Source organism: Pseudomonas sp. GM21 (assembly GCF_000282215.1).
Taxonomy (GTDB): domain Bacteria; phylum Pseudomonadota; class Gammaproteobacteria; order Pseudomonadales; family Pseudomonadaceae; genus Aquipseudomonas.
The window spans coordinates 1-26442 of sequence record NZ_AKJS01000088.1; the positions used below are offsets into that span (position 1 = coordinate 1).

The 26442-nt window shown below is 60.1% G+C and carries 24 protein-coding genes; 11 read left to right on the forward strand and 13 right to left on the reverse strand.

The genetic code is table 11. The features are described from left to right. From PMI22_RS14780 to PMI22_RS14765, 4 genes are all read right to left on the reverse strand, one after another. Nucleotides 1-287: hypothetical protein (locus PMI22_RS14780; protein ID WP_007945920.1), on the reverse strand; the 287-nt coding region annotated here is incomplete at its 3' end. 139 nt (nucleotides 288-426) lie between these two features. Beyond that, nucleotides 427-1065 (reverse strand): DUF1345 domain-containing protein, encoded by a 639-nt coding sequence (locus PMI22_RS14775; RefSeq protein ID WP_007945921.1) that lies wholly within the window; start codon nucleotides 1063-1065, stop codon nucleotides 427-429. A gap of 192 nt (nucleotides 1066-1257) precedes the next feature. After that, nucleotides 1258-4356 (reverse strand): efflux RND transporter permease subunit, encoded by a 3099-nt coding sequence (locus tag PMI22_RS14770; RefSeq protein ID WP_007945922.1) that lies wholly within the window; start codon nucleotides 4354-4356, stop codon nucleotides 1258-1260. 15 nt (nucleotides 4357-4371) lie between these two features. After that, the gene (locus PMI22_RS14765; RefSeq protein WP_007945923.1) at nucleotides 4372-5529 is read right to left on the reverse strand and encodes an efflux RND transporter periplasmic adaptor subunit; all 1158 of its coding nucleotides are present in this window, start codon (nucleotides 5527-5529) and stop codon (nucleotides 4372-4374) included. 293 nt (nucleotides 5530-5822) lie between these two features. On the opposite strand from PMI22_RS14765, the gene PMI22_RS14760 reads away from it, so the two are divergent. Together PMI22_RS14760 and PMI22_RS14755 are read left to right on the forward strand one after the other, a co-directional pair. Further along, nucleotides 5823-6524 carry a response regulator transcription factor gene (locus PMI22_RS14760; protein ID WP_007945925.1) on the forward strand — a complete coding sequence of 234 codons (702 nt, stop codon included), beginning with the start codon at nucleotides 5823-5825 and terminating at the stop codon, nucleotides 6522-6524. Nucleotides 6525-6528: 4 nt separating this feature from the next. Further along, the gene (locus tag PMI22_RS14755; RefSeq protein WP_007945926.1) at nucleotides 6529-7830 is read left to right on the forward strand and encodes an ATP-binding protein; all 1302 of its coding nucleotides are present in this window, start codon (nucleotides 6529-6531) and stop codon (nucleotides 7828-7830) included. A 159-nt stretch (nucleotides 7831-7989) separates the two neighbouring features. Here the strand turns inward: PMI22_RS14755 and PMI22_RS14750 are convergent, their stop codons facing one another. From PMI22_RS14750 to PMI22_RS14740, 3 genes are read right to left on the reverse strand one after another with little or no spacing between them, the layout of a single operon-like run. Beyond that, nucleotides 7990-8757 carry an anti-sigma factor family protein gene (locus PMI22_RS14750; RefSeq protein ID WP_007945927.1) on the reverse strand — a complete coding sequence of 256 codons (768 nt, stop codon included), beginning with the start codon at nucleotides 8755-8757 and terminating at the stop codon, nucleotides 7990-7992. After that, a complete protein-coding gene (locus tag PMI22_RS14745) occupies nucleotides 8754-9251 on the reverse strand; it encodes an RNA polymerase sigma factor (RefSeq protein WP_081502788.1) in 498 nt (165 codons plus the stop codon). The genes PMI22_RS14750 and PMI22_RS14745 overlap by 4 nt, the downstream gene beginning before the upstream one ends. A gap of 53 nt (nucleotides 9252-9304) precedes the next feature. Continuing rightward, nucleotides 9305-9847 carry a tetratricopeptide repeat protein gene (locus tag PMI22_RS14740; RefSeq protein ID WP_007945930.1) on the reverse strand — a complete coding sequence of 181 codons (543 nt, stop codon included), beginning with the start codon at nucleotides 9845-9847 and terminating at the stop codon, nucleotides 9305-9307. Nucleotides 9848-10099: 252 nt separating this feature from the next. On the opposite strand from PMI22_RS14740, the gene PMI22_RS14735 reads away from it, so the two are divergent. After that, a complete protein-coding gene (locus PMI22_RS14735) occupies nucleotides 10100-10912 on the forward strand; it encodes a crotonase/enoyl-CoA hydratase family protein (protein ID WP_007945931.1) in 813 nt (270 codons plus the stop codon). A gap of 6 nt (nucleotides 10913-10918) precedes the next feature. Next, nucleotides 10919-11749 carry an NAD(+) diphosphatase gene (gene nudC, locus PMI22_RS14730; protein WP_007945933.1) on the forward strand — a complete coding sequence of 277 codons (831 nt, stop codon included), beginning with the start codon at nucleotides 10919-10921 and terminating at the stop codon, nucleotides 11747-11749. Here the strand turns inward: nudC and PMI22_RS14725 are convergent. Both PMI22_RS14725 and PMI22_RS14720 read right to left on the reverse strand, forming a co-directional pair. Next, complete coding sequence (locus PMI22_RS14725; protein WP_007945934.1) at nucleotides 11717-12496, reverse strand: TSUP family transporter; 780 nt, start codon at nucleotides 12494-12496, stop codon at nucleotides 11717-11719. The two genes, nudC and PMI22_RS14725, sit on opposite strands and share 33 nt — an antisense overlap. A 250-nt stretch (nucleotides 12497-12746) precedes the next feature. Continuing rightward, nucleotides 12747-13223, reverse strand: coding sequence for a nuclear transport factor 2 family protein (locus PMI22_RS14720; protein WP_007945935.1), 477 nt, complete (start codon nucleotides 13221-13223; stop codon nucleotides 12747-12749). A 221-nt stretch (nucleotides 13224-13444) separates the two neighbouring features. Between PMI22_RS14720 and pssA the strand changes: the two genes are divergently transcribed. Continuing rightward, a complete protein-coding gene (gene pssA, locus PMI22_RS14715) occupies nucleotides 13445-14788 on the forward strand; it encodes a CDP-diacylglycerol--serine O-phosphatidyltransferase (protein ID WP_007945936.1) in 1344 nt (447 codons plus the stop codon). Here pssA and PMI22_RS14710 read toward each other — a convergent pair. After that, complete coding sequence (locus PMI22_RS14710) at nucleotides 14745-15962, reverse strand: MFS transporter (RefSeq protein WP_007945937.1); 1218 nt, start codon at nucleotides 15960-15962, stop codon at nucleotides 14745-14747. The two genes, pssA and PMI22_RS14710, sit on opposite strands and share 44 nt — an antisense overlap. Before the next feature lie 203 nt (nucleotides 15963-16165). Here PMI22_RS14710 and PMI22_RS14705 point away from each other — a divergent pair, with 203 nt between their 5' ends. The 6 genes from PMI22_RS14705 (at nucleotide 16166) to PMI22_RS14680 (ending at nucleotide 23069) form a co-directional block, all read left to right on the forward strand. Next, complete coding sequence (locus PMI22_RS14705) at nucleotides 16166-17182, forward strand: AraC family transcriptional regulator (protein WP_007945938.1); 1017 nt, start codon at nucleotides 16166-16168, stop codon at nucleotides 17180-17182. Nucleotides 17183-17458: 276 nt separating this feature from the next. Continuing rightward, nucleotides 17459-19123: an AMP-binding protein gene (locus PMI22_RS14700; protein ID WP_007945939.1), complete on the forward strand. Its 1665-nt coding sequence runs from the start codon at nucleotides 17459-17461 to the stop codon at nucleotides 19121-19123. Between the two features lie 16 nt (nucleotides 19124-19139). After that, nucleotides 19140-19901 (forward strand): SDR family NAD(P)-dependent oxidoreductase, encoded by a 762-nt coding sequence (locus PMI22_RS14695; RefSeq protein WP_007945940.1) that lies wholly within the window; start codon nucleotides 19140-19142, stop codon nucleotides 19899-19901. Nucleotides 19902-19912: 11 nt separating this feature from the next. Continuing rightward, nucleotides 19913-21106 carry an acetyl-CoA C-acyltransferase gene (locus PMI22_RS14690; RefSeq protein ID WP_007945941.1) on the forward strand — a complete coding sequence of 398 codons (1194 nt, stop codon included), beginning with the start codon at nucleotides 19913-19915 and terminating at the stop codon, nucleotides 21104-21106. Nucleotides 21107-21153: 47 nt separating this feature from the next. Next, nucleotides 21154-22281 carry an acyl-CoA dehydrogenase gene (locus tag PMI22_RS14685; RefSeq protein WP_007945943.1) on the forward strand — a complete coding sequence of 376 codons (1128 nt, stop codon included), beginning with the start codon at nucleotides 21154-21156 and terminating at the stop codon, nucleotides 22279-22281. A 14-nt stretch (nucleotides 22282-22295) separates the two neighbouring features. Beyond that, a complete protein-coding gene (locus tag PMI22_RS14680) occupies nucleotides 22296-23069 on the forward strand; it encodes an enoyl-CoA hydratase (RefSeq protein WP_007945944.1) in 774 nt (257 codons plus the stop codon). 109 nt (nucleotides 23070-23178) lie between these two features. Here PMI22_RS14680 and PMI22_RS14675 read toward each other — a convergent pair whose 3' ends face one another. The 3 genes from PMI22_RS14675 to PMI22_RS14665 all read right to left on the reverse strand — a co-directional run bounded on the left by PMI22_RS14675 (nucleotide 23179) and on the right by PMI22_RS14665 (nucleotide 26313). Further along, nucleotides 23179-24330 carry an acyl-CoA dehydrogenase family protein gene (locus PMI22_RS14675; protein WP_007945945.1) on the reverse strand — a complete coding sequence of 384 codons (1152 nt, stop codon included), beginning with the start codon at nucleotides 24328-24330 and terminating at the stop codon, nucleotides 23179-23181. Between the two features lie 3 nt (nucleotides 24331-24333). Continuing rightward, entirely contained in the window at nucleotides 24334-25440 is a 1107-nt protein-coding gene (locus PMI22_RS14670) for an enoyl-CoA hydratase/isomerase family protein (protein ID WP_007945946.1), read from the reverse strand. 165 nt (nucleotides 25441-25605) lie between these two features. Next, nucleotides 25606-26313, reverse strand: coding sequence for an HPP family protein (locus tag PMI22_RS14665; protein ID WP_007945948.1), 708 nt, complete (start codon nucleotides 26311-26313; stop codon nucleotides 25606-25608). Between the last annotated feature and the right edge of the window lie 129 nt (nucleotides 26314-26442).

Genomic DNA, 26442 nt, shown 5'->3' on the forward strand with positions numbered 1-26442 from the left:
TATCCTGACACCGGGGGATACCGTGCAGTCGCAAGATCTGACGGTTTCATTTCATAAGTGCGGGTTTGGCCGTCCTCGGGAATGTCGCCCGGCACATACAGATCAATTCCTTTGAACTCGTATGGCTGGGAGCCAAGCCGTTGAGTTGCACCCAAATACCAAAAGTCTTTGTCTTTGTACAACTGCATTTCTAGTGGGTCACCCACGAAATCACCATCGACGTCACTTTTGGCTGTAAACGTGCCGGTTGTAGAGTGTTTTGATGCATCAGGTTTTGTAGTAGGCATGATGCTGCTCCTTGGCTAATGGATTCGGCAGGAAAAGGTGTCCTGCCTGCCCAAACCGATGCCAAGCGCCATCGCTGCGTAACTGTCAAAGATGACAGGTCTAAAGGAATGGTCTGCTATCGCATTTCAAAATCAATCATCAGAAAAGCCCCGCAGCGATGTTGATCGAAAACCCGAGAATCGCTGTATTGAACACAAAGCCGATTAACGACTGCGCCAGCACAATCTTGCGCATCTCCGGCGTCGCCACGCTGACATCCGAGGTCTGCACTGCAACGCCGAGGGTGAAGGAGAAGTACAGGAAGTCCCAGTAATCAGGGTTTTCCAGGCCCTCCGGAAAGCGTAGCGCCAAGCCTTTGCCATCCCACGTGTAAAACAAACGGGCGTAATGCACGCTGAAAATCACCCCGATCAGTAGCCACGAACCGATGACGCTTAGTGCGGTAAAACCGTAATGCAGCCATTTGCGGGTGGTGTCCAGGTCTGTGTTGCCAGCCAGTTCGTAGGTGATGGTGGCCAGGCTGGCAAGCGCTGCGATGCACACCACAAACAGGACCAGCCCGGCGTTTTCGTCTTCGATCTCGGCGATGCGCTTCACGTCTGGCGCCTCGGAGCGGGCGGCGAGCCACAGCATCAGGATCAGATACGTCCAGACCCCGGCATTCCAGCCGACAAGAATTTTACCAACGACCGTATCGGCAGGAACCAGAATGGCTGTCGCCACGCCCAGGACGGTGGCGGCAGACAGGCGAGGGTGGGTGCGGGCGAGGAAAGGCATGGAGGCTCGATGCGTCAGGGCTTTGCAAATACCTTAGCCCAGTGCAGTCGGTTGTGACCACAAAGGTCAATGCAACACGACCCCATGTGGGAGCGAGCCTGCTCGCGATGAGGCCATCAGACTCACAATAATGTTGTCTGAAAGACCGCTATCGCGAGCAGGCTCGCTCCCACAGTTAGTCCGTGTGGTGGGTTACAGGTCCTTGTGCCGTTTGCGCACCAACTTCATTACCACCACAAAAAACACCGGCACAAACACCACCGCCATTGTTGCCGTGATCATTCCGCCAATCACCCCCGTACCAATCGCTTGCTGACTCGCCGAGCTGGCCCCGGTGGCCATTGCCAGCGGCACCACGCCGAGGATAAACGCCAGCGAGGTCATCACAATCGGTCGCAGTCGCAAGCGCGCGGCTTGCAGCGTTGCATCGATCAGGTCATGGCCTTCGTCGTACAGGCTCTTGGCGAATTCAATAATCAGGATCGCATTCTTCGCGGACAGGCCAATAATGGTGATCAGCCCGACTTTGAAAAACACATCATTGGGCATTCCGCGAAGGGTCACGGCCAATACCGCACCGAGCACACCCAGTGGCACCACCAGCAGCACCGAGGTCGGAATCGACCAACTCTCATACAGCGCCGCCAGGCACAAAAACACGATCAGCAGCGACAAGCCGAGCAGAATCGGCGCCTGACTGCCGGACAAGCGTTCCTGCAACGACAACCCCGTCCACTCCTGGCCCAATCCCGCCGGGCCCAGTGCGACCAGTCGCTCGATTTCAGCCATGGCTTCGCCGGTGCTGTGCCCCGGTGAGGGTTCACCTGAAATGGCGATGGCCGGGTAACCGTTGTAGCGGGTCAGTTGCGCCGGGCCCTGGGTCCATTTGGACTGGACAAAGGCCGACAGGGGCACCATTTTTTCGGCGTTGTTGCGCACGTGCATCTTCAACAGGTCGGCCACCTGGCTGCGTTGATCGCCTTCGGCCTGCACCACCACCCGCTGCATGCGCCCCTGATTGGGGAAGTCGTTGATGTAGGCCGAGCCGACGGCGGTGGACAGCACGTTACCGATGTCGGCAAAGGACACACCCAGCGCATTGGCTTGTTTGCGGTCGACTACCAATTGCACTTGCGGCGCTTCGGCCAGGGCGCTTTCGCGCACGTTCATCAGGATCGGGCTTTTCTCGGCAGCGGCGAGCAGTTCACTGCGTGCCTGCATTAGCGTGGCATGGCCGAGACCGCCTCGGTCCTGCAAGCGGAACTCGAAACCGCTGGATGTGCCGAGGCCGTCAACCGGAGGTGGCAGAACGGAGAAAACCACCGCGTCCTTGATCTGACTCAACGCGATGTTGGCCCGGTCGGCAATCGAACTGGCTGAATCGTCACTGCTGCGATCAGACCAATCCTTGAGGGTGGCAAACGACAGCGCGGCGTTCTGCCCGCTGCCGGAAAAGCTGAAACCGAGAATGATCGTGCTGTCGCCAATGCCCGGTTCCGTGGCGTTGTGCGCTTCAATCTGCTCAACCACCTGCACCGTGCGGTTCTTGCTTGCACCCGGTGGCAGTTGAATGTCGGTGATGGTGTAACCCTGGTCCTCGACCGGCAGGAACGAGGAGGGCAGGCGGCTGAAACACACCGCCAGTCCGATCAGCAGCACGCCATAGATCAGCAGGTAACGTCCGCTGCGTTTCAGCGCATAGGCGACCCAGTCTTGATAACGCTCGGTCAAACGGTCAAAGCCGCGATTGAACCAGCCGAAGAAACCGCTTTTCTCGTGGTGCTCACCCTTGGCAATCGGTTTGAGCAGCGTGGCGCACAACGCCGGGGTCAACGTCAGCGCAAGGAACGCCGAGAACAGGATCGAGGTGGCCATGGACAACGAGAACTGCCGATAAATCACTCCGACCGAACCCTGCATGAACGCCATCGGAATAAACACCGCCACCAGCACCAGCGTGATGCCGATGATCGCTCCGGTGATCTGCTTCATGGCCTTGCGCGTCGCCTCCTTGGGCGACAGCCCTTCGGTGGCCATGATTCGCTCGACGTTCTCCACCACGACAATGGCATCGTCCACCAGAATACCGATGGCCAGCACCATACCGAACATGGTCAGCACGTTGATCGAAAAGCCCAGCGCCAACATGGTCGCAAAGGTGCCCATCAGCGCCACCGGAACCACCAGTGTAGGGATCAGCGTGTAGCGGATGTTTTGCAGGAACAGGAACATCACTGCAAATACCAGCAGCATCGCCTCGCCAAGGGTGTAAACAACCTTGGTGATCGAGACCTTGACGAAGGGCGAGGTGTCGTAAGGGATTTTGTATTCCACGCCGGCCGGGAAGTAGCGCGACAGTTCGTCCATCTTCGCGCGCACCAGCGTGGCGGTGCTCAGGGCATTGGCACCCGGTGCCAGTTGTACGCTGACAGCCGTCGACGGTTTGCCGTTCAGGCGGGTAGAGAAGTTGTATTCCTGGCTGCCTATTTCGACCCGCGCGACATCGCCGATGCGCGCGGTAGCGCCATCGGGGCTGGCCTTGAGAACGATGTCGGCAAATTCTTGCGGCGTTGACAACTGGCCCTTCACCAAAATGGTCGCGGTGATTTCCTGGGTGGTACGGGTCGGCAGATCGCCGATGCTGCCGGCGGACACCTGAGCGTTTTGCGCGACGATGGCGGCGTTGACGTCGGCCGGGGTCAGGTTGAATCCGATCAGCTTCTGCGGGTCGATCCAGATGCGCATAGCCCGTTCGGCGCCATATAACTGCGCCTTGCCGACGCCGTCCAGGCGTTTGATCTCGTTCATCACGTTGCGTGCCAGGTAATCGCTGAGCGCTACGTCGTCGAGCTTGCCGTCGCTGGAAGTCAGGGTGACGAGCAGCAGGAAACCCGCGGAGACTTTTTCGACTTGCAGGCCTTGCTGAATGACTGCTTGCGGCAACCGTGACTCGACCACCTTGAGGCGGTTTTGCACATCGACCTGGGCCAATTCCGGGTCAGTGCCCGGTTGAAACGTGGCCTTGATGGTGGCGCTGCCAAGGCTGCTTTGCGACTCGAAGTACAGCAAATGATCGGCGCCGTTGAGTTCTTCCTCGATCAGGCTGACCACGCTCTCGTCCACGGTCTGCGCCGAAGCGCCCGGGTACACGGCGTAAATTTCGATTTGCGGCGGGGCGACGTCGGGGTACTGCGCCACCGGCAACTGCGGAATGGCCAAAGCACCCGCCAGCAGGATGAACAAGGCAACCACCCAGGCAAATACCGGGCGATCAATAAAGAACTGCGGCATAAAAAAGCGTCCTGCTTACTGACCAGAAACCTGGGCAAGTGGAAGAGGGGTACTGTCGATCTGGACCTGCTCACCGGGGCGCGCGTGTTGCAGGCCTTCGATGACAATGCGGTCGCCAGGCTTGAGGCCACCGGTGACGATCCAGCGATCATCCTGCACCGCGCCCAGTTCCACTGGTTGCAGGCCAACGCGCTCATCGGCGTCGAGTAGCAACACTTGCGCAATGCCAGCGCTGTCACGCTGGATCGCCCGTTGCGGCACGCTGATGCCTTGCTGGTTGACCGCTTGTTCCAGGCGTACACGGACGAAACTGCCGGGTAGCAGGTCGAGGTCCGGGTTGGGGAATTCGCTGCGCAGGACGATCTGGCCAGTGCCCGGATCCACGGTAATGTCGGTGAACAGCAGCTTGCCCGGTAGTGGATAGAGGCTGCCGTCATCCTGGATCAACGTTGCTCTGGCTTGACCCTGACCGACTTGCTGCAAGTGGCCGGAGCGGAAGGCCCGGCGCAGGTCGTTGAGTTCGCGGGTCGATTGGGTGAGGTCGGCATGGATGGGGTCCAGCTGTTGAATCAGCGCCAGTGGCGTGGTTTCGTTCTGGCCGACCAGCGCACCTTCGGTGACCAGTGCGCGGCCGATGCGGCCGGAAATCGGCGCGGTGACCGTGGCGTAACCGAGATTCAATTTCGCTCGCTCCACGGCCGCTTTGCTGGCGGCGACGTCGGCTGCGGTTTGCCGCACGTTGGCCCGGGCATTGTCGTAATCCTGGCCGCTGATGGCGTTGCCTTCGATCAACCGGGCATAACGCTGTTCTTGCAGCCACGCCTGGAACGCATTGGCCTCGGCCTTGCGCAACGCGGCTGCGGCGCTGTCCAGGTCGGCCTTGAACGGGGCCGGATCGATACGGAACAGTACGTCGCCTTTTTTCACATCGCTGCCTTCATTGAAGGTGCGTTGCAACACGACACCCGCGACACGGGCTCGGACTTCAGCCATCCGGGGCGCGGCAATCCGCCCGCTCAGTTCGCTGGTGATCGACAGTGGCCGTGCTTCGATGGTTTCGATGCGCACGGTGGCCGGAGGTGGCTGTTCTTCGGCGTGGGAGGACTTGTCACAGGCGCTCAGCGTCAGCGCCAGTGCAAGCAGGCCAAGCGCGGCAAGTAGATTCTTTGACATGGAAACACCCCAATATTGACCCCCCGCATCCTACGGGGAGCCGACGAGGGTAGCGGTGAAGCTTTGTTGGTGCTGTGTGAAATTGTGTAAGGGTTTTACTCAGGCGGGGGTGAGGGCGTATATCCTTTGCAGCTTGAAACTTTTTGCGACGGTCAGGCCGCTTTCGCGAGCAGGCTCGCTCCCACAGTAGTTTGGTGTGAGCACAGATTTTGTGAACACCACCGGCCACTGTGGGAGCAAGCCTGCTCGCGAAAGCGATCTATCGGTCGCCACTGCACTTTCTGGAAGCACCCATGCCCAACATCCTCCTGGTCGAAGACGACACCGCGCTCTCCGAACTGATCGCCAGCTACCTGGAACGCAATGGCTATTCGGTCAGCGTGATCAGCCGTGGCGACCACGTGCGCGAACGCGCGCGGGTCAATCCGCCGGACCTGGTGATCCTCGACCTGATGCTGCCGGGCCTCGACGGATTGCAAGTCTGCCGCTTGCTGCGGGCCGATTCGGCCACGCTGCCGATCCTGATGCTCACCGCCCGTGACGACAGCCACGATCAAGTCCTGGGCCTGGAAATGGGCGCCGATGATTACGTCACCAAGCCCTGCGAGCCCCGGGTTTTGCTGGCCCGCGTTCGCACGCTATTGCGCCGCAGCAGTCTTGGCGAGCCGCAGACCGTCAACGACCGCATTGTTATGGGCAACCTGTGCATCGACTTGTCCGAACGCACCGTGACCTGGCGCGAGCAATTGGTCGAACTGTCCAGCGGTGAATACAACCTGCTCGTGGTGTTGGCTCGACATGCCGGTGAAGTGCTGAGCCGCGACCAGATCCTGCAACGCCTGCGCGGCATCGAATTCAACGGCACCGACCGCTCGGTGGACGTAGCGATTTCCAAGCTGCGGCGTAAGTTCGACGACAATGCGGGCGAGGCGCGCAAGATCAAGACCGTATGGGGCAAGGGTTATCTGTTCAGCCGTTCCGAGTGGGAATGCTGAGACGATGTTCAGAATTCTGTTTCGCCTGTACCTGGTGACCATCGTCTCGTTCAGCGCGGCGATTTACCTGGTGCCAGACCTGGTGGTCAGGGTCTTCCACGAGCGCTTTGTCACCTACAACCTTGATTATTCACGCGGCTTGCAAACCCTGATCGTCAAGCAATTCCACGCCGTGCCCGAAGCACAATGGCCGGCAATGGCGGTTGAAATGGACAAGGAGTTCGCCCCGCTGCACATCGTGTTGACGCGCAACGACGATCCTGATTTCACCCTGTTCGAGCGCGAAAGCCTGCAGCGCGGCGAGAACGTGGTGCGCATCGGCGACTGGGGTTGGCGCACCTTGGCCGTAGCACCGCTCAATGAGCAAGCCGTGGTGAAAATGATCGTGCCACCGGACCCGATGGACGTCAGCCTGCTGTACTGGAGCATCAACGTGTTGATCGGTGCGACCATGCTCGCGTGTCTGCTGCTGTGGCTGCGCCCGCACTGGCGCGATCTGGAACGCCTTAAAGGTACCGCCGAGCGTTTCGGCAAAGGTTATCTGAGCGAGCGCACGCAGATTTCCCGACATTCCAACATCGGCAGCCTGGCCAACGTCTTCGACACCATGGCCGGCGACATCGAAAACCTGCTGAACCAGCAGCGCGACTTGCTCAACGCGGTGTCCCACGAACTGCGCACACCGCTGACCCGCCTGGACTTCGGCCTGGCCCTGGCACTCTCCGACGATTTGCCCGCAGGCAGTCGCGAGCGCTTGCAAGCGTTGGTCGCACACATCCGCGAACTCGATGAGTTGGTCCTGGAGTTGCTGTCCTACAGCCGCTTGCAAAACCCGGCTCAGTCGCCGGAGCAGGTTGAAGTGGCGCTGGATGAGTTTATCGACAGCATTCTGGGGAGCGTTGATGAAGAGCTGGAATCGCCGCACATCGTCATGGATGTGCGGCTTCACGGCCAACTCGAACGCTTCACGCTTGACCCGCGTCTGACCGCCCGCGCGATTCAGAACTTGTTGCGTAATGCCATGCGCTACTGCGAAAAGTGCATTCAGATTAGCGTGCAAGTGTCCGCGAAGGGCTGTGAGATCTGGGTGGATGACGATGGGATCGGTATTCCGGATGACGAACGGGAACGGATTTTCGAGCCGTTTTATCGGCTGGATCGCAGTCGGGATCGGGCAACGGGTGGTTTTGGCCTCGGACTGGCGATCAGTCGTCGGGCGCTGGAAGCACAAGGCGGCACGCTGACTGTCGAAACGTCACCGCTGGGCGGTGCACGGTTCCGTTTGTGGCTGCCCACCCAAACCTGACACGTTCTTTGTAGCAGCTGCCGAGCCTGCGAGGCTGCGTTCGAGGACGCAGTCCTCGCATGTTCGGAGGGCGTGGTTTTTCTGAAAGAACCGGTTGCCTGATTTTACGAGGACTGCGTCCTCGAACGCAGCCTCGCGGGCTCGGCAGCTGCTACAGAGCTAGGTGCTAACCCGGGTTCGTATCAATTTCGCCATGCCTTCGAGCTCTGCCACAGGGTTATGTCCGATCAACATCCACGCATGCTCCATGTCGGCCCAGTAGACAACATTCATTCCGTGCCGACGCTCATGGGCGAAATGTCGACTGCCGCTGTTGGAGCGCGTGACGCACAGGGCCATCGGGCCATGCGCCGGGTCGAGGTAGGTGATCTGGGCAATCGGTACGCCATCGTATTCGAGGATTTGCGCACGCTTGAATTCGGAGCGGGGCAAAGTCAGCTGTGCAGACGCAAGGTTCAGGCCCAGGCGCGCATCGATAACCCGCAGTTGGGCCCGTTGGCTGGCTTCATCGCTGGGCAGGTGCTCCAGGGTTTCTGGCACGTAGAGCGACATGTAATCCGCGACTAACCCACGCCAGTTGGGTTTTTGCTGACTCGATTGCCAACCGAGGAACAAACGGTCCGCCACCACGCTGCCGACCACCAAAGTGGCCGCGGCCGCGAGAAACCAGCGGCGATTCATTGATGGTCGTTCGGGGGAAGGCAAGGTGGCGAGCATGAACTGCAATCGGTCCAGGGGCGCCTGTTGGCCCATTTCGGCATAAGCCTCTTTGAACGGCAGGTTGCTGCGGGCCAGCCATTGCAGGCGCAGGTTTAGCGTCGAGTCTTCGGCGATGGCCGTGTCGATGCGGGTGCGTTGTTCGGCATCGAGTTGGTCGTCGAGATAGGCCACCAGTTGCTCGTCTGAGGGTGTGGCGCGATCGTTCATCGACGTTCTCCCGTGAAAGGGTTCGGTACAGCATGCAGCGGTGGGTATTCGGCCAGTTTTACCCGGGCAGCGGCCAGCCGGCTCATGACCGTGCCCATGGGCACTTGCAGTACTTCGGCGACTTCGCGGTACGACAAACCTTCGACGTACGCCAGATACACCGTTTCGCGTTGGGCTTCGGGCAACGCGTCGACACGCCGGATCACTTGAGCCGCCAGCACGTGGGTTTGCGCCGCGTGTTCGCCGTCAAACGACAACTGACTGTCGCCATCCACCAATCCCTGACCCTGGCGCACCCGCCGCGCACGCACCTCATTGAGCCAGATCGAGTGCAGTATGCTCAGCAGCCAGCGGTCCATGCGCGTGCCGGGAACAAACTGGCCTGCACGTTCAAGCGCCCGCACGCAGGTCGCCTGCACCAGGTCTTCGGCCACATGCCGTTGCCGGGACAACAACAAGCCGTAACGCCACAAACGCGCTAAATGCTGGCCCAGTTCGGCCCTGATTGTTTGATCGCTGGCGATGGCGACCTCCGTCTGTACAGGTGTCAGGTTTTCGATGAGTCGTTAATGGCTTCGGCCAGGTCCCGGTATTCCTCGCAGGTGCTGCCGCAGATCGATTTGATGTGCTGCAACTGTTCTTGCGCCAGGTCCAGTCTGCCTTTGATCACATACGCTTCACCGAGGTATTCGCGCACTTGCGCATACTGCGGGTCGAGTTTGACCGATTGCAGGTAATAACCAATGCCTTCGTCGGTACGCCCCAGCTTACGCGTGGCGTAACCGCGATAGTTTAAAGCTTTGGCCGTGTTCGGCTGCTTTAGCGTATCGAGCAGGGCCAAGGCTTCTTCGTAGCGATCGTCCTTCGCCAGGCGATAGGCATAATTGATACGGTCTTCGTCGGGCACCAGGCTATTGCTTTGCTTGAGGCATTTCTGCGATCTGGAATCGAAGACCTGGCCTTTGGGGCAGCTGGGTTTGGCGGGTGCATCATCGTCGCCATTGGCCTGGGCCAGCGAGCTGCTCAGTGCTGCCGCCAGACAACCGGCAAGCAGCAGCGGGGCGGTGAAAACAGCAAAACGCACGTTCATGGGCCAGGCTCCAAGGGTTGCGGGTTTCGGTTAAAACCACGATCGTTTTGGGTCATGAAATAAGAACACCGCAGCGTGCACAATTATTCATTTCTTTCTGGGGAACTTTTCAAAGAAAGTACAAACCTTGTGCTCTGTTGGAAATTCAAAAAAAGCCAGTCCCGTTTTTGGCCGAACCACTGCCTTACTCCCCCCACCCATGCCTTGTTATAGTCCGGGCCTCATTTTTTGCCCGGTAAAAGGATCACTGCCATGTCTCAGTACACCGCGTTCACCGTCGAACTCACCGACAACATCGCCCATGTGCAGATAAACCGTCCGGAAAAGATCAACTCGATGAACGCCGCGTTCTGGAGCGAGATCATTGAGATTTTCCAGTGGATCGACGACACCGATGAAGCTCGCGTCGTGGTCCTCAGTGGTGCCGGCAAGCATTTCTCCTCCGGCATCGACCTGATGATGCTGGCCGGTGTGGCCAATGAACTGGGCAAGGATGTCGGTCGCAACGCGCGCCTGCTGCGCCGCAAGATCCTCGCCCTGCAAGCGTCCTTCAATGCTGTCGACAATTGCCGCAAACCGGTGCTGGCGGCGATTCAGGGTTATTGCCTCGGCGGTGCCATCGACCTGATTGCCGCCTGCGACATGCGTTACGCCGCCGAAAACGCGCAATTCTCGATCAAGGAAATCGACATCGGCATGGCCGCCGATGTCGGCACGTTGCAACGCTTGCCGCGCATCGTCGGTGACGGCATGCTGCGTGAACTGGCTTACACTGGTCGCACGTTTGGCGCCGACGAAGCGCGCAACATCGGCCTGGTCAATCGCGTCTACAGCGACAGCGCGAGCCTGCTGGATGGCGTCATGGGGATTGCCCGCGAAATCGCCAGCAAATCGCCGATTGCGGTTACCGGCACCAAAGAAATGATCAGCTACATGCGCGACCATCGCATCGACGACGGCCTCGAATACGTCGCCACCTGGAACGCCGCCATGCTGCAATCCACTGACTTGCGCGTGGCCATGGCCGCCCATATGAGCAAACAGAAACCCGAATTTCTGGACTGATTAAACATGACTTCACGCTGGACCACCGCAGTACTGGACACCGATCAACCTGGGGGTTGGGCCGTGGCCCGCAGCCCGGACGGCTTCCTGTTCGATGACAATGGCGCGCTGTTCCCGCGTGAGTGGCTCAAGCGTCAGGATCTGCCGATTCTCGCCGAGCACGGCATCGGTCACCTTGATGGTGAGCCGGTGTATCTGCTGGAGCTGCGCAGTCCCGGTGAAGTGCCTGGTTGCAATTGGAAAGGTCTGCGGGCGTTCATGCTTGAGGGCGATCACACGGTGTACAAGGTGCTCGGCTATGCCGCGCAAATTGGCACCTGGTACCGAGAGCATCGCTTTTGTGGCAACTGTGGTCAGGCGGCAACGCAGATTCCACGCGAGCGGGCGATGTACTGCGAGCCGTGTAATTTGCGCTATTACCCACGGATTTCGCCGAGCATGATCGTGCTGGTCACCCGTGGCGATGAGATCCTGCTGGCCCGTTCGCCCCGTTTCGTCAGTGGGGTCTACAGCACATTGGCAGGGTTTGCCGAGCCGGGAGAGTCGGCCGAGGATTGCCTGATTCGCGAGGTTCGCGAGGAGGTGCAGATCGAGGTCAGGAACATCCAGTACCTGGGCAGCCAGTGCTGGCCGTTCCCGCACTCAATGATGCTCGGCTTCCATGCCGAGTACGCCGGTGGCGAGATTGTCTGTCAGGAAGACGAAATCGAAGACGCCCAGTGGTTCAGCGTTCATGCGCTGCCGCCGTTGCCGGCGTCACGCTCGATTGCCCGTTACCTGATCGACGTCTATGTGGCGCGGCGCTTAGGCCACGCTGAACCAGTGCTGCCAGGCTAACCGCACGGTCAAGCCCAGCACCACGGTGATGAATACCGGTCGAATGAACTTCGCACCGCCACTGATGGCGGTGCGTGCGCCAAAGAAAGCGCCGACCATCACCGACAGGCCCATGCTCAGGCCGATGATCCAGTCCACCTGCCCGGAAAATACAAACACCGACAGCGCCGCAATGTTGCTGACGAAGTTCATGCTGCGTGCCACGCCGCTGGCCTTCACCAGGTCGATGGGGTACATCAGCAACGTGCTGACGGTCCAGAACGCGCCCGTGCCGGGGCCGGCCACGCCGTCGTAGAAACCGAGGCTGAAGCCCTGGGTCGATTGCCACTTTTTCTTGATCGGCGCATCGCTGTCCAGTGGTGCCTTGGGCGTGCCGCCGAACAACAGGTACAGGCCGCAGGCGAAGACGATCACCGGAAGCATTTTATTCAGCCACTCGGCCGGCAAATAATGCGCGACCACCGCGCCGGTCAATGCGCCGACCAGTGTGCCAACGATGGCGTGCATCCACTGGCGGGGATGAAATAGCTTGCGACGGTAGAAGGTGAAACTGGCGGTGGCCGAGCCGAACGTCGAACTCAACTTGTTGGTGCCCAGTACCAGGTGCGGCGGCAAGCCGGCGGTGAGCAGGGCCGGGGTGGTCAGCAGACCGCCGCCACCGGCAATCGCGTCGATGAAACCGGCAATGAAGGCAACAACGGCCAGAATGGCCAGGGTGGTGAGGTCAACACTGAGTTCGAAAGGCATGGAATCGGCTTATTCGGCGGGGTGCAGGACAGGGCTGCGGGGAAGGGTCGGTATCTTACCTAGATCCAGACTTTGCGGCGACCCGTCTGGCCTCATCGCCAGCAGGCTCCCACATTGGATGTGCGTCGAACATAAGCCCCCTGTGGGAGCGAGCCTGCTCGCGATGGCTGAGTATCAGTCGATACATCCAGTGACTGTTACACCGCCATCGCCAGCAGGCTGGCTCCCACATTTTGGATTTAGGTGAATATTAGAGACCGAGGTCGGACAGCCCCGGGTGATCATCCGGGCGACGCCCCAGCGGCCAGTGGTACTTGCGCTCGCTTTCCTTGATCGGCAGGTCGTTGATGCTGGCAAACCGATTGGCCATCAGTCCGTTCTCGTCGAACTCCCAGTTTTCGTTGCCGTAGGAACGGAACCAGTTGCCCGAGTCGTCGTGCCATTCATAGGCATAACGCACGGCGATGCGGTTGCCGGTGAAGGCCCAGAGTTCCTTGATCAAGCGGTAATCCAGTTCCTTGGCCCATTTGCGGGTCAGGAACGCTTTGGCTTCTTCGCGGTTGTTTGCGAATTCGGCGCGGTTACGCCATCGGGTATCCAGTGTATAAGCCAGCGACACTCGCTCGGGGTCGCGAGAGTTCCAGCCGTCTTCGGCCAGGCGAACTTTTTCGATGGCAGATTCGCGGGTGAAGGGGGGCAATGGCGGACGAACTTCAGCGTTAGACATGTAAAGTCTCCCAGTAAAAGTACAGTTCAAACACGTAGCGGGTCATTTTGTTCGTGTTGCAAAACAGTAGAACGTTCGTTGTCCTTGGTCAGCAGAAGTTTTCTTCGCCTGTCATGCCGCCATCGCGAGCAGGAGACAGGTATACCAATGCGGTAACAAGACCCAAACCCATCCATGGTGTAAGCTCATGAATTCTTCGGATTCGACCCACTGCGAGCCCTATGCCGTCGCTTTTCAAACGCTCTCTGCTGCCCAAACTGCGCAGTTTTCCGCTGACCGCCGATGCCGTCACGATCCTTTCCGGTGCCGCCGAGTTTCGTCGTTGCCTGCTGGAGAAGATCGCCCAGGCCACGCACCGCATCTATATCGTTGCGCTGTACCTGCAACAGGATGAAGCCGGCCAGGAAATTCTCGATGCCTTGCACGCCGCCAAATTGGCGCGTCCGCAGCTGGACGTGGTCGTGGTGGTCGACTGGCTGCGCGCCCAGCGCGGCTTGATTGGTGCCGGCAAGCAACCGGGCAACTCGGCGTGGTATCAGGAAGCGACCCGCACCCACGCCAGTGAAGTGCCGGTGTATGGCGTACCGGTGCAGACGCGCGAACTGTTCGGCGTGCTGCATCTGAAGGGCTTTGTGATCGATGATTGCGTGATTTACAGCGGCGCGAGCCTGAACAATGTTTACCTGCACAAGTTCGACAAATACCGCTTCGACCGATACCACGTACTGCAGAACCAGGCGCTGGCCAATTCGATGCAGCACCTGATACAGCACGGTTTCCTTGAGTCCAAAGCCGTACACCGCCTCGATTTGCCGAACCTGCCGACCACCCGCAGCCTGCGCCATGACATCGGCGATTTGCGCAGCCGTCTCAAGCACGCGGCCTATGACACCACGGCGGGCAGCACGCTGAAGTCCGATCTGTCAGTCAGCCCGTTGCTCGGTGTCGGCAAGAACAACCCATTGAACAGGGTGATTTGCGAGTTGATCGCCAGCACCCGGCACCAACTGACGATCTGCACACCGTACTTCAACCTGCCACTGGCCGTGACCCGGGAAATCAACCGGGCGCTAGGGCGAGGGGTCAAGGTCGACATTGTAGTCGGCGACAAGACCGCCAACGATTTCTACATCCCGCCGAGCGAACCGTTCAAGGTGATCGCAGCGCTGCCTTACCTCTACGAGATCAGCCTGCGACGCTTTGCCAAAAAGCATCAGCACAGCATCGACAGCGGCAAACTGAACCTGCATTTGTGGCGTGATGGCGACAACACCTATCACCTCAAGGGCATGTGGATCGACCAGCGCTATACCTTGCTGACCGGCAACAACCTCAACCCTCGGGCATTCCGTCTTGACCTGGAAAACGCGCTACTGATCGATGACCCGAAAGGCGAACTGCTTGAGCAACGCAACGCCGAGCTGGTAGAGATTTTTCAGAACACCAGCCGCATCGAGCGTTATCAGGAGCTGGAAACGCTGCTGGATTACCCGCCAGCGGTGGCCAAGTTCCTCACGCGCGTCAGTCGTGTGCGGATTGAGCGGCTGCTCTATCGGATTCTGTAATGCTTGACGCTGCCGGGGGGTTTGGCCACAGGGCCACTAGCAGCAATAGCGCGGCGGCCACCAGATAGGGCAAGCGTGGTTCCAGGTCATAGATCAGCGTGGCCGCCAACGGCCCGATGACGACGCCAAACCCTTGCGCGGCACCGATGGAGCCGGCGGTGGCGCCTTGCTCGGAGGCGTCCACGGCATTGGCGGCCAGTGCGGCGAAAGAGGGGAAAATCAGCCCCATTCCGCCCGCTGAAACGAAGAAGCACAGCCACAAGCCCCACGCAGTATTGGCGAGGATGCTGCCGGCAAATCCCACGGACGCCACCACCGCGCCGGCGCGGATCAAGCGCAGCGGCGGCCATTCGAGCCGGCGCACCACCAGTTGCGAGCAGATCAAGGCGAAACCGACCATGGTCAAGGCAATGCCCGCCGTTTGCGCGGCGTCGGCCGGGTTCATGCCGAGCCGGTCGAGGGCAAAGAAACCGACGGTGATTTGCGCAATTGATACACACAGCATCGCCACAAACGCGACCGCCATGGGCCGGCGCAGACGTGGGTCGTTCAGGCGCACCTTGCGCGGTGCTTGCCGCAGGTGCAGTTCCTGGCCCTTGAGCTTGAAGCGCAACACCACAAAGGCCAGCAATGGCAGCACGGCCATGGCGTAAAACGGCAGGCTTAAGCTGAAACGCGACAGTAACGCGGCGATGGCCGGCCCGATCACCAGGCCACACGCATTGGCGGCACCCAATGCCGCCATGGCTTTGGCACGGTGCTGCGGTTCGATGTTGTCGGCGATCAGTGCGTTGCCACCCACCGGGATGGCGGCGTAGAACACGCCGATCAATCCACGCCCGATCATCAAGCCGATGAACCCCAGCAGCGCCGACGGCAGAAGTCGCAAGGACACGTCGATGAACAGGCACAAGGCCCAATAGGCGAGGGTGAAACCCGCGGTGGCGATCAACAGGATGCGTCGCCGGCCATAACGGTCACTGGCCTGGCCCCAAGGCCGGGCGAGCAGCATCCAGATGACCCCGGACACCGTCACCGCCGCACCGGCCTGCCACGTGGCAAGGCCCAACACCCGGGCAATCGGGCCGATCAGCGAGACAAACGCCATCATCGACATGGAGCAGGCCATGTTGGCAACCATTAACGGGCGCAAGTCGAAGGCGGGAGTGGTCATGGGTGAGTCTTCCGTGAGCTTTTATAGTTTGCGGGAGATGGTAGCTCGGGATATGTGCAAGCAGCAGGAATATCGGTGGCAGTGATAATGCAATCGTCGGAACGCCGCCCGGAGCCGGCTCACTCCCACAAGGGATCTGCACCCGGCAAGCGGCTGCGGTAAGATGCCGACACTCCAAAAAACAACAAGGCTTGCCGCGCTCAATGTCGGAAAAAGACACCATCTCCATCCAACTGGTGCGCGAAGCGCTGCTGCAGAGTTGCGCCCCCGGTCAGGCCACCGATGAGGTGTTGAACAAAGTCGGAATCGATCCAGCGCTGCTGCAAACCCACGATGCCCGCGTCCCGGCCACCGCGTATGCCCGGCTCTGGCGCTTGTTGGCCCGGCGCCGGGATGATGAGTTTTTTGGCATGGACCCGCGCAAGCTCAAGTCCGGCAGTCTGGAGTTTCTGTGTCGCTGCTCAATGGTCCAGCCGAGCCTCGCCGCCGGGCTGACGTCAGGTTTGAGCTTTCTGTCGTTGATGCTTGAGCACCTGCCCGCGCAACTGGTCCGCCAGCAAAGCCTGGCCGAAATCGTTCTATTGGAAGACGATCAGGACCCGCGTCGAGCCTTCACCTATTTCACCTATTGGATGATCGTTCATGGCGTTGCCTGTTGGCTGGCAGGACGGCGGATACCGATCCTGGCGGTGGAATTACGCTGCGCGGCACCGGATTTTTGCGATGATTATCAGGTGATGTTCTCCGAGAACCTGCGCTTCGACCGGCCGCGTACACGGATGATTTTCTCCGCCGACTGCCTGGATTTGCCGATCAAGCGCAGCGCTGAAGAACTCAAACGGTTTCTGGCCATTGCGCCGGCCAATATCCTGGTCAAGTACCGTGATCCAGATAGCCTGGCGAACCGTATCAAACAGAATTTGCGCCAACTGCCTGCCCAGCAATGGCCGGAAACCGAGCCGCTGGCGCAGCAACTGTGCATGTCGGCCTCGACCTTGCGCCGGCGTCTGGCGGAAGAAGGGCAGACCTATCAGGGGCTCAAGGACAGCGTGCGCAAGGAGCTGGCCATCGTTTGGCTGGCTGAGCCAAGTATCAGCTTCGCCGAGATTGCCACGCGGTTGGGGTTTGCCGATGCGAGTTCGTTCTACAAGGCGTTTCGCAAGTGGGCGGGGTCTAATCCGGGGCATTACCGGAGTTTGATTCTGAACGAGGCCCATTGATCCGAGGCCCTTGGTGACTGCGCTGACGCTATCGCGAGCAGGCTCGCTCCCACAGTGGTTTTGTGGTGTGAATGCAATCTATGCCATACCCGGAACCCCTGTGGGAGCGAGCCTGCTCGCGATGAGGCCCGAACGGGCACCACACCTCTGGAACCTTGGCCAAACCAGTCAAGCAACTTGATAACTTTGACCATTGCCCCGTACTGCCCACAGAGCGACTATTTCTCTGGCTTTACGGTTCCCCCAGCCCAATAAAAATACAAAGGGATTCTGGCAATGCGCGATTACCTGTCTGCCACATCACAATTCAACTATCAGCACACCGTCGACGCCGCCCTCAGCGGTTCCCTGCAAGCGCTCAACGCCTGCGTCGAGTGTTGCGACCGCCATGCTTTGCCAGGGCGCATCGCGCTGTTCTGGGAAGGCCGCGACGGCGCCAGCGCTACGTACACCTTCAGCGACTTGCAGGATAAAGCTGCGCGGTTTGCCAATTTCCTGCTGGCCCAAGGGGTGAAAAAAGGCGACAAGGTCGCCGGGCTTCTGCCTCGTAACTTCGAATTATTGATCACCGTGTTTGCCACCTGGCGCATTGGCGCGGTGTATCAGCCGCTATTCACTGCGTTCGGCCCCAAAGCCATTGAACATCGCCTCGGCACCTCGGCTGCCAAAGTCGTGGTCACCGACGCGGTCAATCGCTCGAAACTCGCTGAAGTGGCCGACTGCCCGACCATCGTCACCGTCGGTGGCGCCAAAGGTCAGGGGATCGTGCGTGGCGATTACAGTTTCTGGGCCGAACTGGCCAATTATTCCCCTGCGTGCGAACCGGTGCTGCTGACCGGCGAAGACCCGTTCCTGCTGATGTTCACCTCGGGCACCACCGGCCCGTCGAAAGCCTTGTCGGTGCCGCTCAAAGCCCTCGTCGCGTTTCAGAGCTATACCCGCGATGCCGTGGATCTGCGGCCCGAAGACGCGTTCTGGAACGTTGCGGATCCGGGTTGGGCCTACGGCATCTATTACGGTGTTACGGGGCCGATGTCGATGGGTCATCCGATCACCTTTTACGATGGTCCGTTCACCCTTGAAAGCACCTGCCGGGTGATCAACAAGTACGGGATCACCAACCTCACCGGGTCGCCGACCGCCTATCGTCTGCTGATCGCGGGCGGCGACGAGTTCGCCAAATCGATCAAGGGCAGGCTGCGCATCGTCAGCAGCGCCGGCGAGCCGCTCAATCCGGAAGTGATCCGTTGGTTCGCCGACAACCTCGGCGTGGTCATCCACGACCATTACGGACAGACCGAACTGGGTATGGTTCTGTGCAACCACCACGCACTGGAACACCCGGTCCACGTCGGCGCCGCCGGTTTCACCTCACCAGGGCATCGTATCGTGGTGCTGGACGACGAATACAAGGAACTTGGTGTCGGGCAGCCAGGCATTCTGGCCCTCGACCGCACCCAGTCGCCAATGTGCTGGTTCAATGGCTACGAAGGCGCGCCAACCAAAGCGTTCGTCGGTAACTATTACCTGAGCGGCGACACCGTGGAGTGGAACCCGGACGGCAGCATCAGCTTCGTCGGACGCAGCGATGATGTGATCACCACATCGGGCTACCGCGTCGGCCCGTTCGACGTGGAAAGTGCGCTGATCGAACATCCGGCGGTGATCGAGGCAGCCGTGGTGGGTAAACCCGATCCGGAGCGTACCGAACTGGTCAAGGCTTTCGTGGTGATTTGCGAACAATACCGCGCCACTCCGGAGCTGGCTGAAGAGCTGCGCCAACATGTGCGCAAACGTCTGGCGGCGCACTCTTACCCACGTGAAATCGAATTTGTCAGTGAGTTGCCGAAAACCCCAAGCGGCAAATTGCAGCGCTTTATCTTGCGCAATCAGGAAATCGCCAAGGCTCAAGAGGCCGCCGCGAAGAACGTTTCAGCTTGAATCCAAGGAAACAATGATGCAGATCGAAAACAAGGTTTTTCTCGTCACCGGCGGTGCTTCCGGTCTGGGTGCCGCCACGGCTGAATCGCTGATTGCAGCCGGCGCCAAAGTGATGCTGGTTGACATGAATGCCGAGGCGGTTGCGGCGCAGGCCCAGCGTCTGGGCGCGCAAAGTGTGGTGGCGGATATCAGCAACGAAGCGGCTGCCGAGGCGGCGGTGCAGGCGACGGTCAAAGCCTTTGGTGGCCTCAACGGTCTGGTCAATTGCGCCGGTATCGTGCGCGGCGAGAAAATCCTCGGCAAGAACGGCCCGCATGCGTTGGCCAGTTTCAGCCAGGTGATCAACGTCAACCTGATCGGCAGCTTCAACATGCTGCGTCTGGCGGCGACTGCCATTGCTGAAACCGAACCGGATGCCGACGGCGAGCGCGGCGTGATCATCAACACCGCTTCGGCTGCAGCCTACGACGGCCAGATCGGCCAGGCCGCTTATGCCGCTTCCAAAGGCGCCATTGTCAGCCTGACCTTGCCCGCCGCCCGTGAATTGGCGCGTTTTGGCATCCGCGTGATGACCATTGCCCCGGGCATTTTCGAAACCCCGATGATGGCCGGCATGACCCAGGAAGTGCGCGACTCGCTGGCTGCTGGCGTGCCATTCCCGCCGCGTTTGGGTAAACCGGGCGAGTACGCCGCACTGGTGCGGCATATCATTGAAAACAGCATGCTCAATGGCGAGGTGATCCGTCTCGACGGTGCCTTGCGCATGGCCGCCAAGTAAGGAGTTTTGTCATGACTATTGCCAACGATCCCATCGTAATCGTCAGCGCCGCCCGCACCCCGATGGGCGGTTTTCAGGGCGAACTGAAAAGTCTGACGGCACCGCAACTCGGCGCAGCCGCGATCCGTGCGGCGGTCGAGCGCGCCGGCATCAACGCTGAATCGGTCGAAGAAGTGCTGTTTGGCTGTGTTCTGTCCGCTGGCCTCGGCCAGGCACCGGCGCGTCAGGCTGCGCTGGGAGCCGGGCTCGATAAGTCGACCCGTTGCACCACGCTGAACAAGATGTGCGGTTCGGGCATGGAAGCGGCGATTCTGGCCCACGACATGTTGGTGGCCGGCAGCGCTGACGTGGTGGTGGCGGGCGGCATGGAAAGCATGTCCAATGCGCCATACCTGCAGGACCGTGCGCGCAGCGGCTATCGCATGGGCCACGGGCGTGTGCTCGATCATATGTTCCTCGACGGGCTGGAAGATGCCTACGACAAGGGTCGCCTGATGGGCACCTTTGCTGAGGATTGCGCCGAAACCAACGGTTTCAGCCGTGAAGCGCAGGACGGGTTCGCCATTGCCTCGACCACCCGCGCACAGCAGGCGATCAAGGACGGCAGCTTCAACGCCGAGATTGTCCCGGTGTCGGTGATGGTCGGTAAAGAACAGGTGCTGATCAGCAACGACGAACAGCCACCGAAAGCCAGGTTGGACAAGATTACGTCGTTGAAACCGGCGTTCCGCGACGGCGGCACGGTGACGGCGGCGAACTCCAGTTCCATTTCCGACGGCGCGGCGGCACTGGTGTTGATGCGCCGTTCCGAAGCCGAGAAACAAGGGCTGAAACCGCTGGCATTCATTCACGGCCACGCGGCGTTTGCCGATACTCCGGGCTTGTTCCCGGTAGCGCCGGTGGGCGCGATCAAGAAGCTGATGAAGAAAACTGGCTGGTCGCTGGACCAGGTCGATCTGTTCGAAGTGAACGAAGCTTTCGCCGTGGTCAGCCTGGTAACCATGACCAAACTGGAAATCCCCCACGAGAAGGTCAACGTTCACGGCGGTGCGTGTGCCTTGGGTCATCCGATTGGTGCATCGGGGGCGCGTATCCTCGTGACCCTGCTTTCGGCCCTGCGCCAGAAAGGCCTGAAGCGCGGCGTTGCAGCGATCTGCATCGGCGGCGGCGAAGCCACGGCCATGGCGGTTGAATGCCTCTACTGAAGCCCGCTCCCACAGGTTTTGCGCCGTAATCAAATTAAGGACTTGGCATGATTCCCAATGACGAACAACTGCAGATCAGCGAAGCGGCCCGGCAGTTTGCCCAGGAACGGTTGAAACCGTTCGCCGCCGAGTGGGATCGCGAACATCGCTTTCCCAAGGAAGCCATCGGTGAAATGGCCGAGCTGGGCTTCTTCGGCATGCTCGTTCCAGAGCAGTGGGGCGGTTGCGACACCGGTTATCTGGCGTACGCCATGGCCCTGGAAGAAATCGCCGCCGGTGATGGCGCGTGCTCGACCATCATGAGCGTGCACAACTCGGTGGGTTGCGTACCGATCCTGCACTACGGCAACGACGATCAGAAAGAACGCTTCCTCAAGCCACTGGCCAGCGGCGCGATGCTCGGCGCCTTTGCCCTCACCGAACCGCAGGCCGGTTCCGACGCCAGCGGCCTGAAAACCCGCGCGCGACTGGAAGGCGATCACTACGTGCTCAATGGCTGCAAGCAGTTCATCACCTCCGGGCAGAACGCCGGGGTGGTGATCGTGTTTGCAGTGACAGACCCGAGCGCCGGCAAGCGTGGTATCACCGCCCTGATCGTGCCGACCGATTCGCCGGGCTATAAAGTCGCCCGGGTCGAAGACAAGCTCGGTCAGCATGCATCCGATACCTGCCAGATCCTCTTCGAAGACGTCAAAGTACCGGTGGCCAACCGCTTGGGCGAGGAGGGTGAAGGTTACCGAATCGCCCTGGCCAACCTCGAAGGCGGCCGCGTCGGCATCGCTTCGCAATCGGTGGGCATGGCCCGCGCCGCGTTTGAAGCAGCCCGCGATTACGCCCGTGAGCGCGAAAGTTTCGGCAAGCCGATCATCGAACATCAGGCGGTTGCGTTCCGTCTGGCCGACATGGCCACGCAGATTGCCGTGGCCCGGCAGATGGTGCATTACGCGGCGGCCTTGAGGGACAGCGGCAAACCGGCACTGGTCGAAGCGTCCATGGCCAAGCTGTTCGCTTCGGAAATGGCCGAAAAGGTCTGTTCTTCGGCGTTGCAAACCCTAGGCGGTTACGGTTACCTCAACGACTTCCCGCTGGAGCGGATCTACCGCGACGTGCGGGTCTGCCAGATCTACGAAGGCACCAGCGATATTCAGCGCATGGTTATTTCGCGCAATTTATAAGAAGGAGTCCACTTGTGAGCTACGAAACGATTTTGCTGGAAACCCACGGCCGCGTCGGCCTGATTACCTTGAACCGTCCGCAAGCGCTGAACGCGTTGAACGCGCAGATCGTCAGCGAACTGAACCACGCCCTCGATGGCCTGGAAGCCGATTCGAACATCGGCTGCATCGTGCTGACCGGCTCGAAAAAAGCCTTTGCTGCCGGTGCCGACATCAAGGAAATGGCCGAGCTGACCTACCCGCAAATCTACATCGACGACCTGTTCAGCGACAGCGACCGCGTGGCCAACCGCCGCAAACCGATCATCGCCGCGGTCAACGGTTTTGCCCTGGGCGGTGGCTGTGAACTGGCGTTGATGTGCGACTTCATCCTGGCCGGCGACAACGCCAGATTCGGTCAGCCGGAAATCAACCTCGGTGTGCTGCCGGGCATGGGCGGCACTCAGCGCCTGACTCGTGCCGTGGGCAAGGCCAAAGCCATGGAAATGTGCCTGAGCGGGCGTTTGATCGATGCGGTGGAAGCGGAGCGTTGCGGTATCGTCGCGCGGATCGTCCCGGCGGATGAGCTGCTGGAAGAAGCGCTGAAAGTCGCGGCGCTGATCGCGAACAAATCGCTGCCGATTGCAATGATGGTCAAGGAAAGCGTTAACCGCGCATTTGAAGTGAGCCTGTCCGAAGGCGTGCGCTTTGAACGTCGGGTGTTCCATGCGGCGTTTGCGACGCAGGATCAAAAAGAAGGAATGGCGGCGTTTATTGCCAAGCGTGAGGCGCAGTTCCAAGGGAAGTAATGCGCTACTTTGACTGACGCCATCGCGAGCAGGCTCGCTCCCACAGTTGATCTCCAGTGTTCAGGAGATCCCCTGTGGGAGCGAGCCTGCTCGCGATGCTTTTTAGCCTTTAGACCAGATAATTTTTGAGTTCCCGGGCAATCACCATCCGCTGTATCTCGCTCGACCCTTCATATATCTGCGTGATCCGCGCATCCCGGTAGTACTTCTCCACCGGATAGTCTTCCAGATACCCGTAACCGCCATGAATCTGAATCGCGGACGAGCACACCTTCTCGGCTATTTCCGAGGCGAATAGCTTGGCCTGTGACGCCTCTGACAGGCAGGGTTTGCCGGCTGTGCGCAGGCGTGCCGCATGCAGGATGAGCAATCGCGCGGCGTTCAACTGCATGTGCATGTCGGCGAGCATATTGGCGATGCTCTGGTGTTCGATGATCGGCTTGTCGAACTGCACTCGATCCCGCGCATAGGCCAGCGCCGCTTCGAACGCGGCACGGGCAATGCCCAAGGCTTGCGCGGCGATGCCGATACGGCCGCCTTCGAGGTTGGACAGGGCGATGGCCAGGCCCTTGCCGCGTTCGCCCAGCAAATTGGCTTCGGGAACGGTGCAGTTACTCAGGGTCACCGCGCAGGTGTCTGACGCGCGGATGCCCATCTTGTGTTCAGTGCGGTCCACGATAAAACCGGCGGTGTCGGTCGGCACCAGGAATGCCGAAATACCGCGCTTGCCCAAATCCGGATCGGTCACGGCAAACACAATCGCCAGTTTCGCCCGCTTGCCGTTACTGACAAATTGCTTGGCGCCGTTGATCACCCATTGCCCGTCGCGCAGTTCGGCACGGGTGCGCAGGTTGTGCGCTTCGGAACCGGCTTGCGGTTCGGTCAGGCAGAAGCAGCCAATGGCCTGGCCGCTGGCGAGATCCGGCAGCCAGGTCTGTTTTTGTTCTTCGGTGCCGTAGTTGAGGACCGGCCCGCAGCCCACCGAGTTGTGGATGCTCATCAGTGCACCGGTAGCGCCATCACCAGCGGAAATCTCTTCCACCGCCAAGGCGTAGGCAACGTAGTCGACGTAGGTGCCGCCCCATTCTTCCGGCACCACCATACCGAGCAGGCCCAGTTCACCCATTTTCGCTACCAGACCGTCATCGATCCAGCCGGCCTTTTCCCAGGCCTGGGCGTGAGGCGCGATTTCACCACGGGCAAAATCCCGGGCCATGTCGCGGATCATGATTTGTTCTTCGCTCAATTCGATATCGTGCATGGCTCAGTTCCCGCTCTCATCAAGGCCCGTGAAAAAACTCGCGACGTGCTCGGCGTCCAGCGCCTGCAAGGTCGGCGGGTTCCAGCGCGGGCGCTTGTCTTTGTCGATCAGCAAGGCGCGCACGCCTTCGATCAGGTCGCCGCGCTCGAACCATTGACGGTCCAGGTGCAGCTCAAGGGCGAAGCAGTCTTCCAGACTCAAGTGCCGACCACGACGGAGCATTTCCAGGGTCACGCCCATGGCCAGCGGCGAACGGCTCTCCAGCAGGTCGGCGGTCGTAATCGCCCACTCACGGCCATCGGGAATCGTCACTTCACGCAGTTGTTCAACAATACTCGGCACATCGGGCAAGGCGAAGAAGTGGTCGATGGCCGGACGCAACACCTCTAACGGTGCGTCGGGCAGGTGCTGCACCGCGAGTTTAGCCAGCAAACCCTGGAGGTCTTTGAGCGGCGTGTCGCGCCATTCGAGTTGATCGAGCTTTTCATCGAGCGCGGTCAGTTTTTCACTATCCAGGTACCAGTCGGCAAGCCCGCAATAGAGCGCGTCCGCCGCGCGAATCTGCACACCGCTGACGCCGAGATATATCCCCAGTTCGCCCGGAATGCGCGGCAGGAAATAGCTGCCGCCGACGTCCGGGAAGTAACCGATGCCGACTTCCGGCATCGCCAGTCGGCTTTTTTCGGTGACCACCCGCAAATCCGCACCTTGCACCAGGCCCATGCCACCGCCCAGTACGAAACCGTCCATCAAGGCGAGCACAGGTTTGCGGTAGTGGTGAATGGTGAGGTCGAGGGCGTACTCCTCGACAAAGAAATCCTCGTGCAGCGTGTCGCCGCTTTTGAAGCTGTCATACAACGAGCGAATATCGCCACCAGCACAGAAGGCTTTCTCGCCGGCACCGCGCAATACCACGGCGTGAATGTCAGAATCCTGGGCCCAGGCGTCAAGCTGACGCTGCAGATTGCGCACCATGTCCAGGGTCAGGGCGTTGAGGCCGGCGGGGCGATTGAGGGTCAGGTGACCGATGTGGTTGCGAACCTCGGCCAGCACGTCGTTTTGCGTGGCATCCATGGACGAAGTCCCCTTCGATGAAACCTGAGCAGTCATCGATAACTCCCTGCTTTTATTGTTCTTTATAGAGGTGCTCGCACGCGAGCGATGCAGGATCGTACCAGTGCAAATTTGTGATGTACAAGCGGGATATGTGCAGGCTGTCTTTGCATTTATGCATGGGGTCACTGGGGTGCGGGGCGACGCAATGGCCGGATGGATCTACGCGCTACGGGACAGTACCTCACCGATGCTGCGCCGCTTGGCGTGCATTTCACTGGCATGGATCAACTGTTCGAGGTCTTCAGGCGTGACGTCGAAGAACGCCTCCATGTCCGCCAATGCCATTTTCAGGTCCTGGGCAGTGATCGCCTGAATCTCGATGGGTGGGTGGTCGGCGGGGATCATGGCCACCGGCTCGCTGGTGCCTTTTGGGTAGCGGATGCGCGTCAGGTTGTTGAAGGCCAGAGCGCTGAGCAGCATCGTCGATGCGCCTAGCATCACCGGGCCGAGGGCTTTCCAGTCCATGGCGATGGTGGCGGGGTCGGCCAGCACCAACAGCAGCGCCAACGCCCCCGCCGGTGGATGCAGGCAGCGCAGCCAGCACATCAGAATCAGCGCCATGCCCGCCGCGAGGCAGGCACTGCCGAGGGTGCGTCCGAGCACGTGGGCAACCAGCAGTGAAATCACACCGGCGCTCAAGTAGCCGCCAAGAATCGACCACGGCTGGGCGAGCGCGCCGGAGGACACAGCGAACAGCAACACCGCCGAAGCGCCCAGTGGACCGATCAGATGCAGTGCCACTTCAATACTGAACACTTGCCCGCATACCCAGACGCTGAGCATCGTGCCAAGGGCCATGCCGATGGCAGCGCGACTCCATTCGGAAGGACGGGTGTTAATGGCGGCGGGCAACCAGCGAGCAAGCATGTTCAAATCAATCCGTAGGCAAAAACTTGAGCAAAAAAAAGGCTTGGCTGGGATACCCAGAAAGCCCTTGAAGATGTTCCAACTATTGGGGGAGGAACGTGGCACAGTCTGCCGATGATTCCACGCCCT

Excerpts from the sequence above, each read along its gene's own strand:
- nudC (WP_007945933.1), top strand. The coding sequence starts at position 10,919 with ATGACTTCACGCTGGACCACCGCAGTACTGGACACCGATCAACCTGGG.
- PMI22_RS14685 (WP_007945943.1), top strand. The coding sequence starts at position 21,154 with ATGATTCCCAATGACGAACAACTGCAGATCAGCGAAGCGGCCCGGCAG.
- PMI22_RS14675 (WP_007945945.1), bottom strand. The coding sequence starts at position 24,330 with ATGCACGATATCGAATTGAGCGAAGAACAAATCATGATCCGCGACATG.
- PMI22_RS14670 (WP_007945946.1), bottom strand. The coding sequence starts at position 25,440 with ATGACTGCTCAGGTTTCATCGAAGGGGACTTCGTCCATGGATGCCACG.
- PMI22_RS14695 (WP_007945940.1), top strand. The coding sequence starts at position 19,140 with ATGCAGATCGAAAACAAGGTTTTTCTCGTCACCGGCGGTGCTTCCGGT.
- PMI22_RS14755 (WP_007945926.1), top strand. The coding sequence starts at position 6,529 with ATGTTCAGAATTCTGTTTCGCCTGTACCTGGTGACCATCGTCTCGTTC.
- PMI22_RS14765 (WP_007945923.1), bottom strand. The coding sequence starts at position 5,529 with ATGTCAAAGAATCTACTTGCCGCGCTTGGCCTGCTTGCACTGGCGCTG.
- PMI22_RS14710 (WP_007945937.1), bottom strand. The coding sequence starts at position 15,962 with ATGACCACTCCCGCCTTCGACTTGCGCCCGTTAATGGTTGCCAACATG.
- PMI22_RS14740 (WP_007945930.1), bottom strand. The coding sequence starts at position 9,847 with ATGAACGTGCGTTTTGCTGTTTTCACCGCCCCGCTGCTGCTTGCCGGT.
- PMI22_RS14770 (WP_007945922.1), bottom strand. The coding sequence starts at position 4,356 with ATGCCGCAGTTCTTTATTGATCGCCCGGTATTTGCCTGGGTGGTTGCC.
- PMI22_RS14700 (WP_007945939.1), top strand. The coding sequence starts at position 17,459 with ATGCGCGATTACCTGTCTGCCACATCACAATTCAACTATCAGCACACC.
- PMI22_RS14750 (WP_007945927.1), bottom strand. The coding sequence starts at position 8,757 with ATGAACGATCGCGCCACACCCTCAGACGAGCAACTGGTGGCCTATCTC.
- PMI22_RS14735 (WP_007945931.1), top strand. The coding sequence starts at position 10,100 with ATGTCTCAGTACACCGCGTTCACCGTCGAACTCACCGACAACATCGCC.
- PMI22_RS14775 (WP_007945921.1), bottom strand. The coding sequence starts at position 1,065 with ATGCCTTTCCTCGCCCGCACCCACCCTCGCCTGTCTGCCGCCACCGTC.
- PMI22_RS14705 (WP_007945938.1), top strand. The coding sequence starts at position 16,166 with ATGTCGGAAAAAGACACCATCTCCATCCAACTGGTGCGCGAAGCGCTG.
- PMI22_RS14725 (WP_007945934.1), bottom strand. The coding sequence starts at position 12,496 with ATGCCTTTCGAACTCAGTGTTGACCTCACCACCCTGGCCATTCTGGCC.
- PMI22_RS14760 (WP_007945925.1), top strand. The coding sequence starts at position 5,823 with ATGCCCAACATCCTCCTGGTCGAAGACGACACCGCGCTCTCCGAACTG.
- PMI22_RS14690 (WP_007945941.1), top strand. The coding sequence starts at position 19,913 with ATGACTATTGCCAACGATCCCATCGTAATCGTCAGCGCCGCCCGCACC.
- PMI22_RS14720 (WP_007945935.1), bottom strand. The coding sequence starts at position 13,223 with ATGTCTAACGCTGAAGTTCGTCCGCCATTGCCCCCCTTCACCCGCGAA.
- PMI22_RS14665 (WP_007945948.1), bottom strand. The coding sequence starts at position 26,313 with ATGCTTGCTCGCTGGTTGCCCGCCGCCATTAACACCCGTCCTTCCGAA.
- pssA (WP_007945936.1), top strand. The coding sequence starts at position 13,445 with ATGCCGTCGCTTTTCAAACGCTCTCTGCTGCCCAAACTGCGCAGTTTT.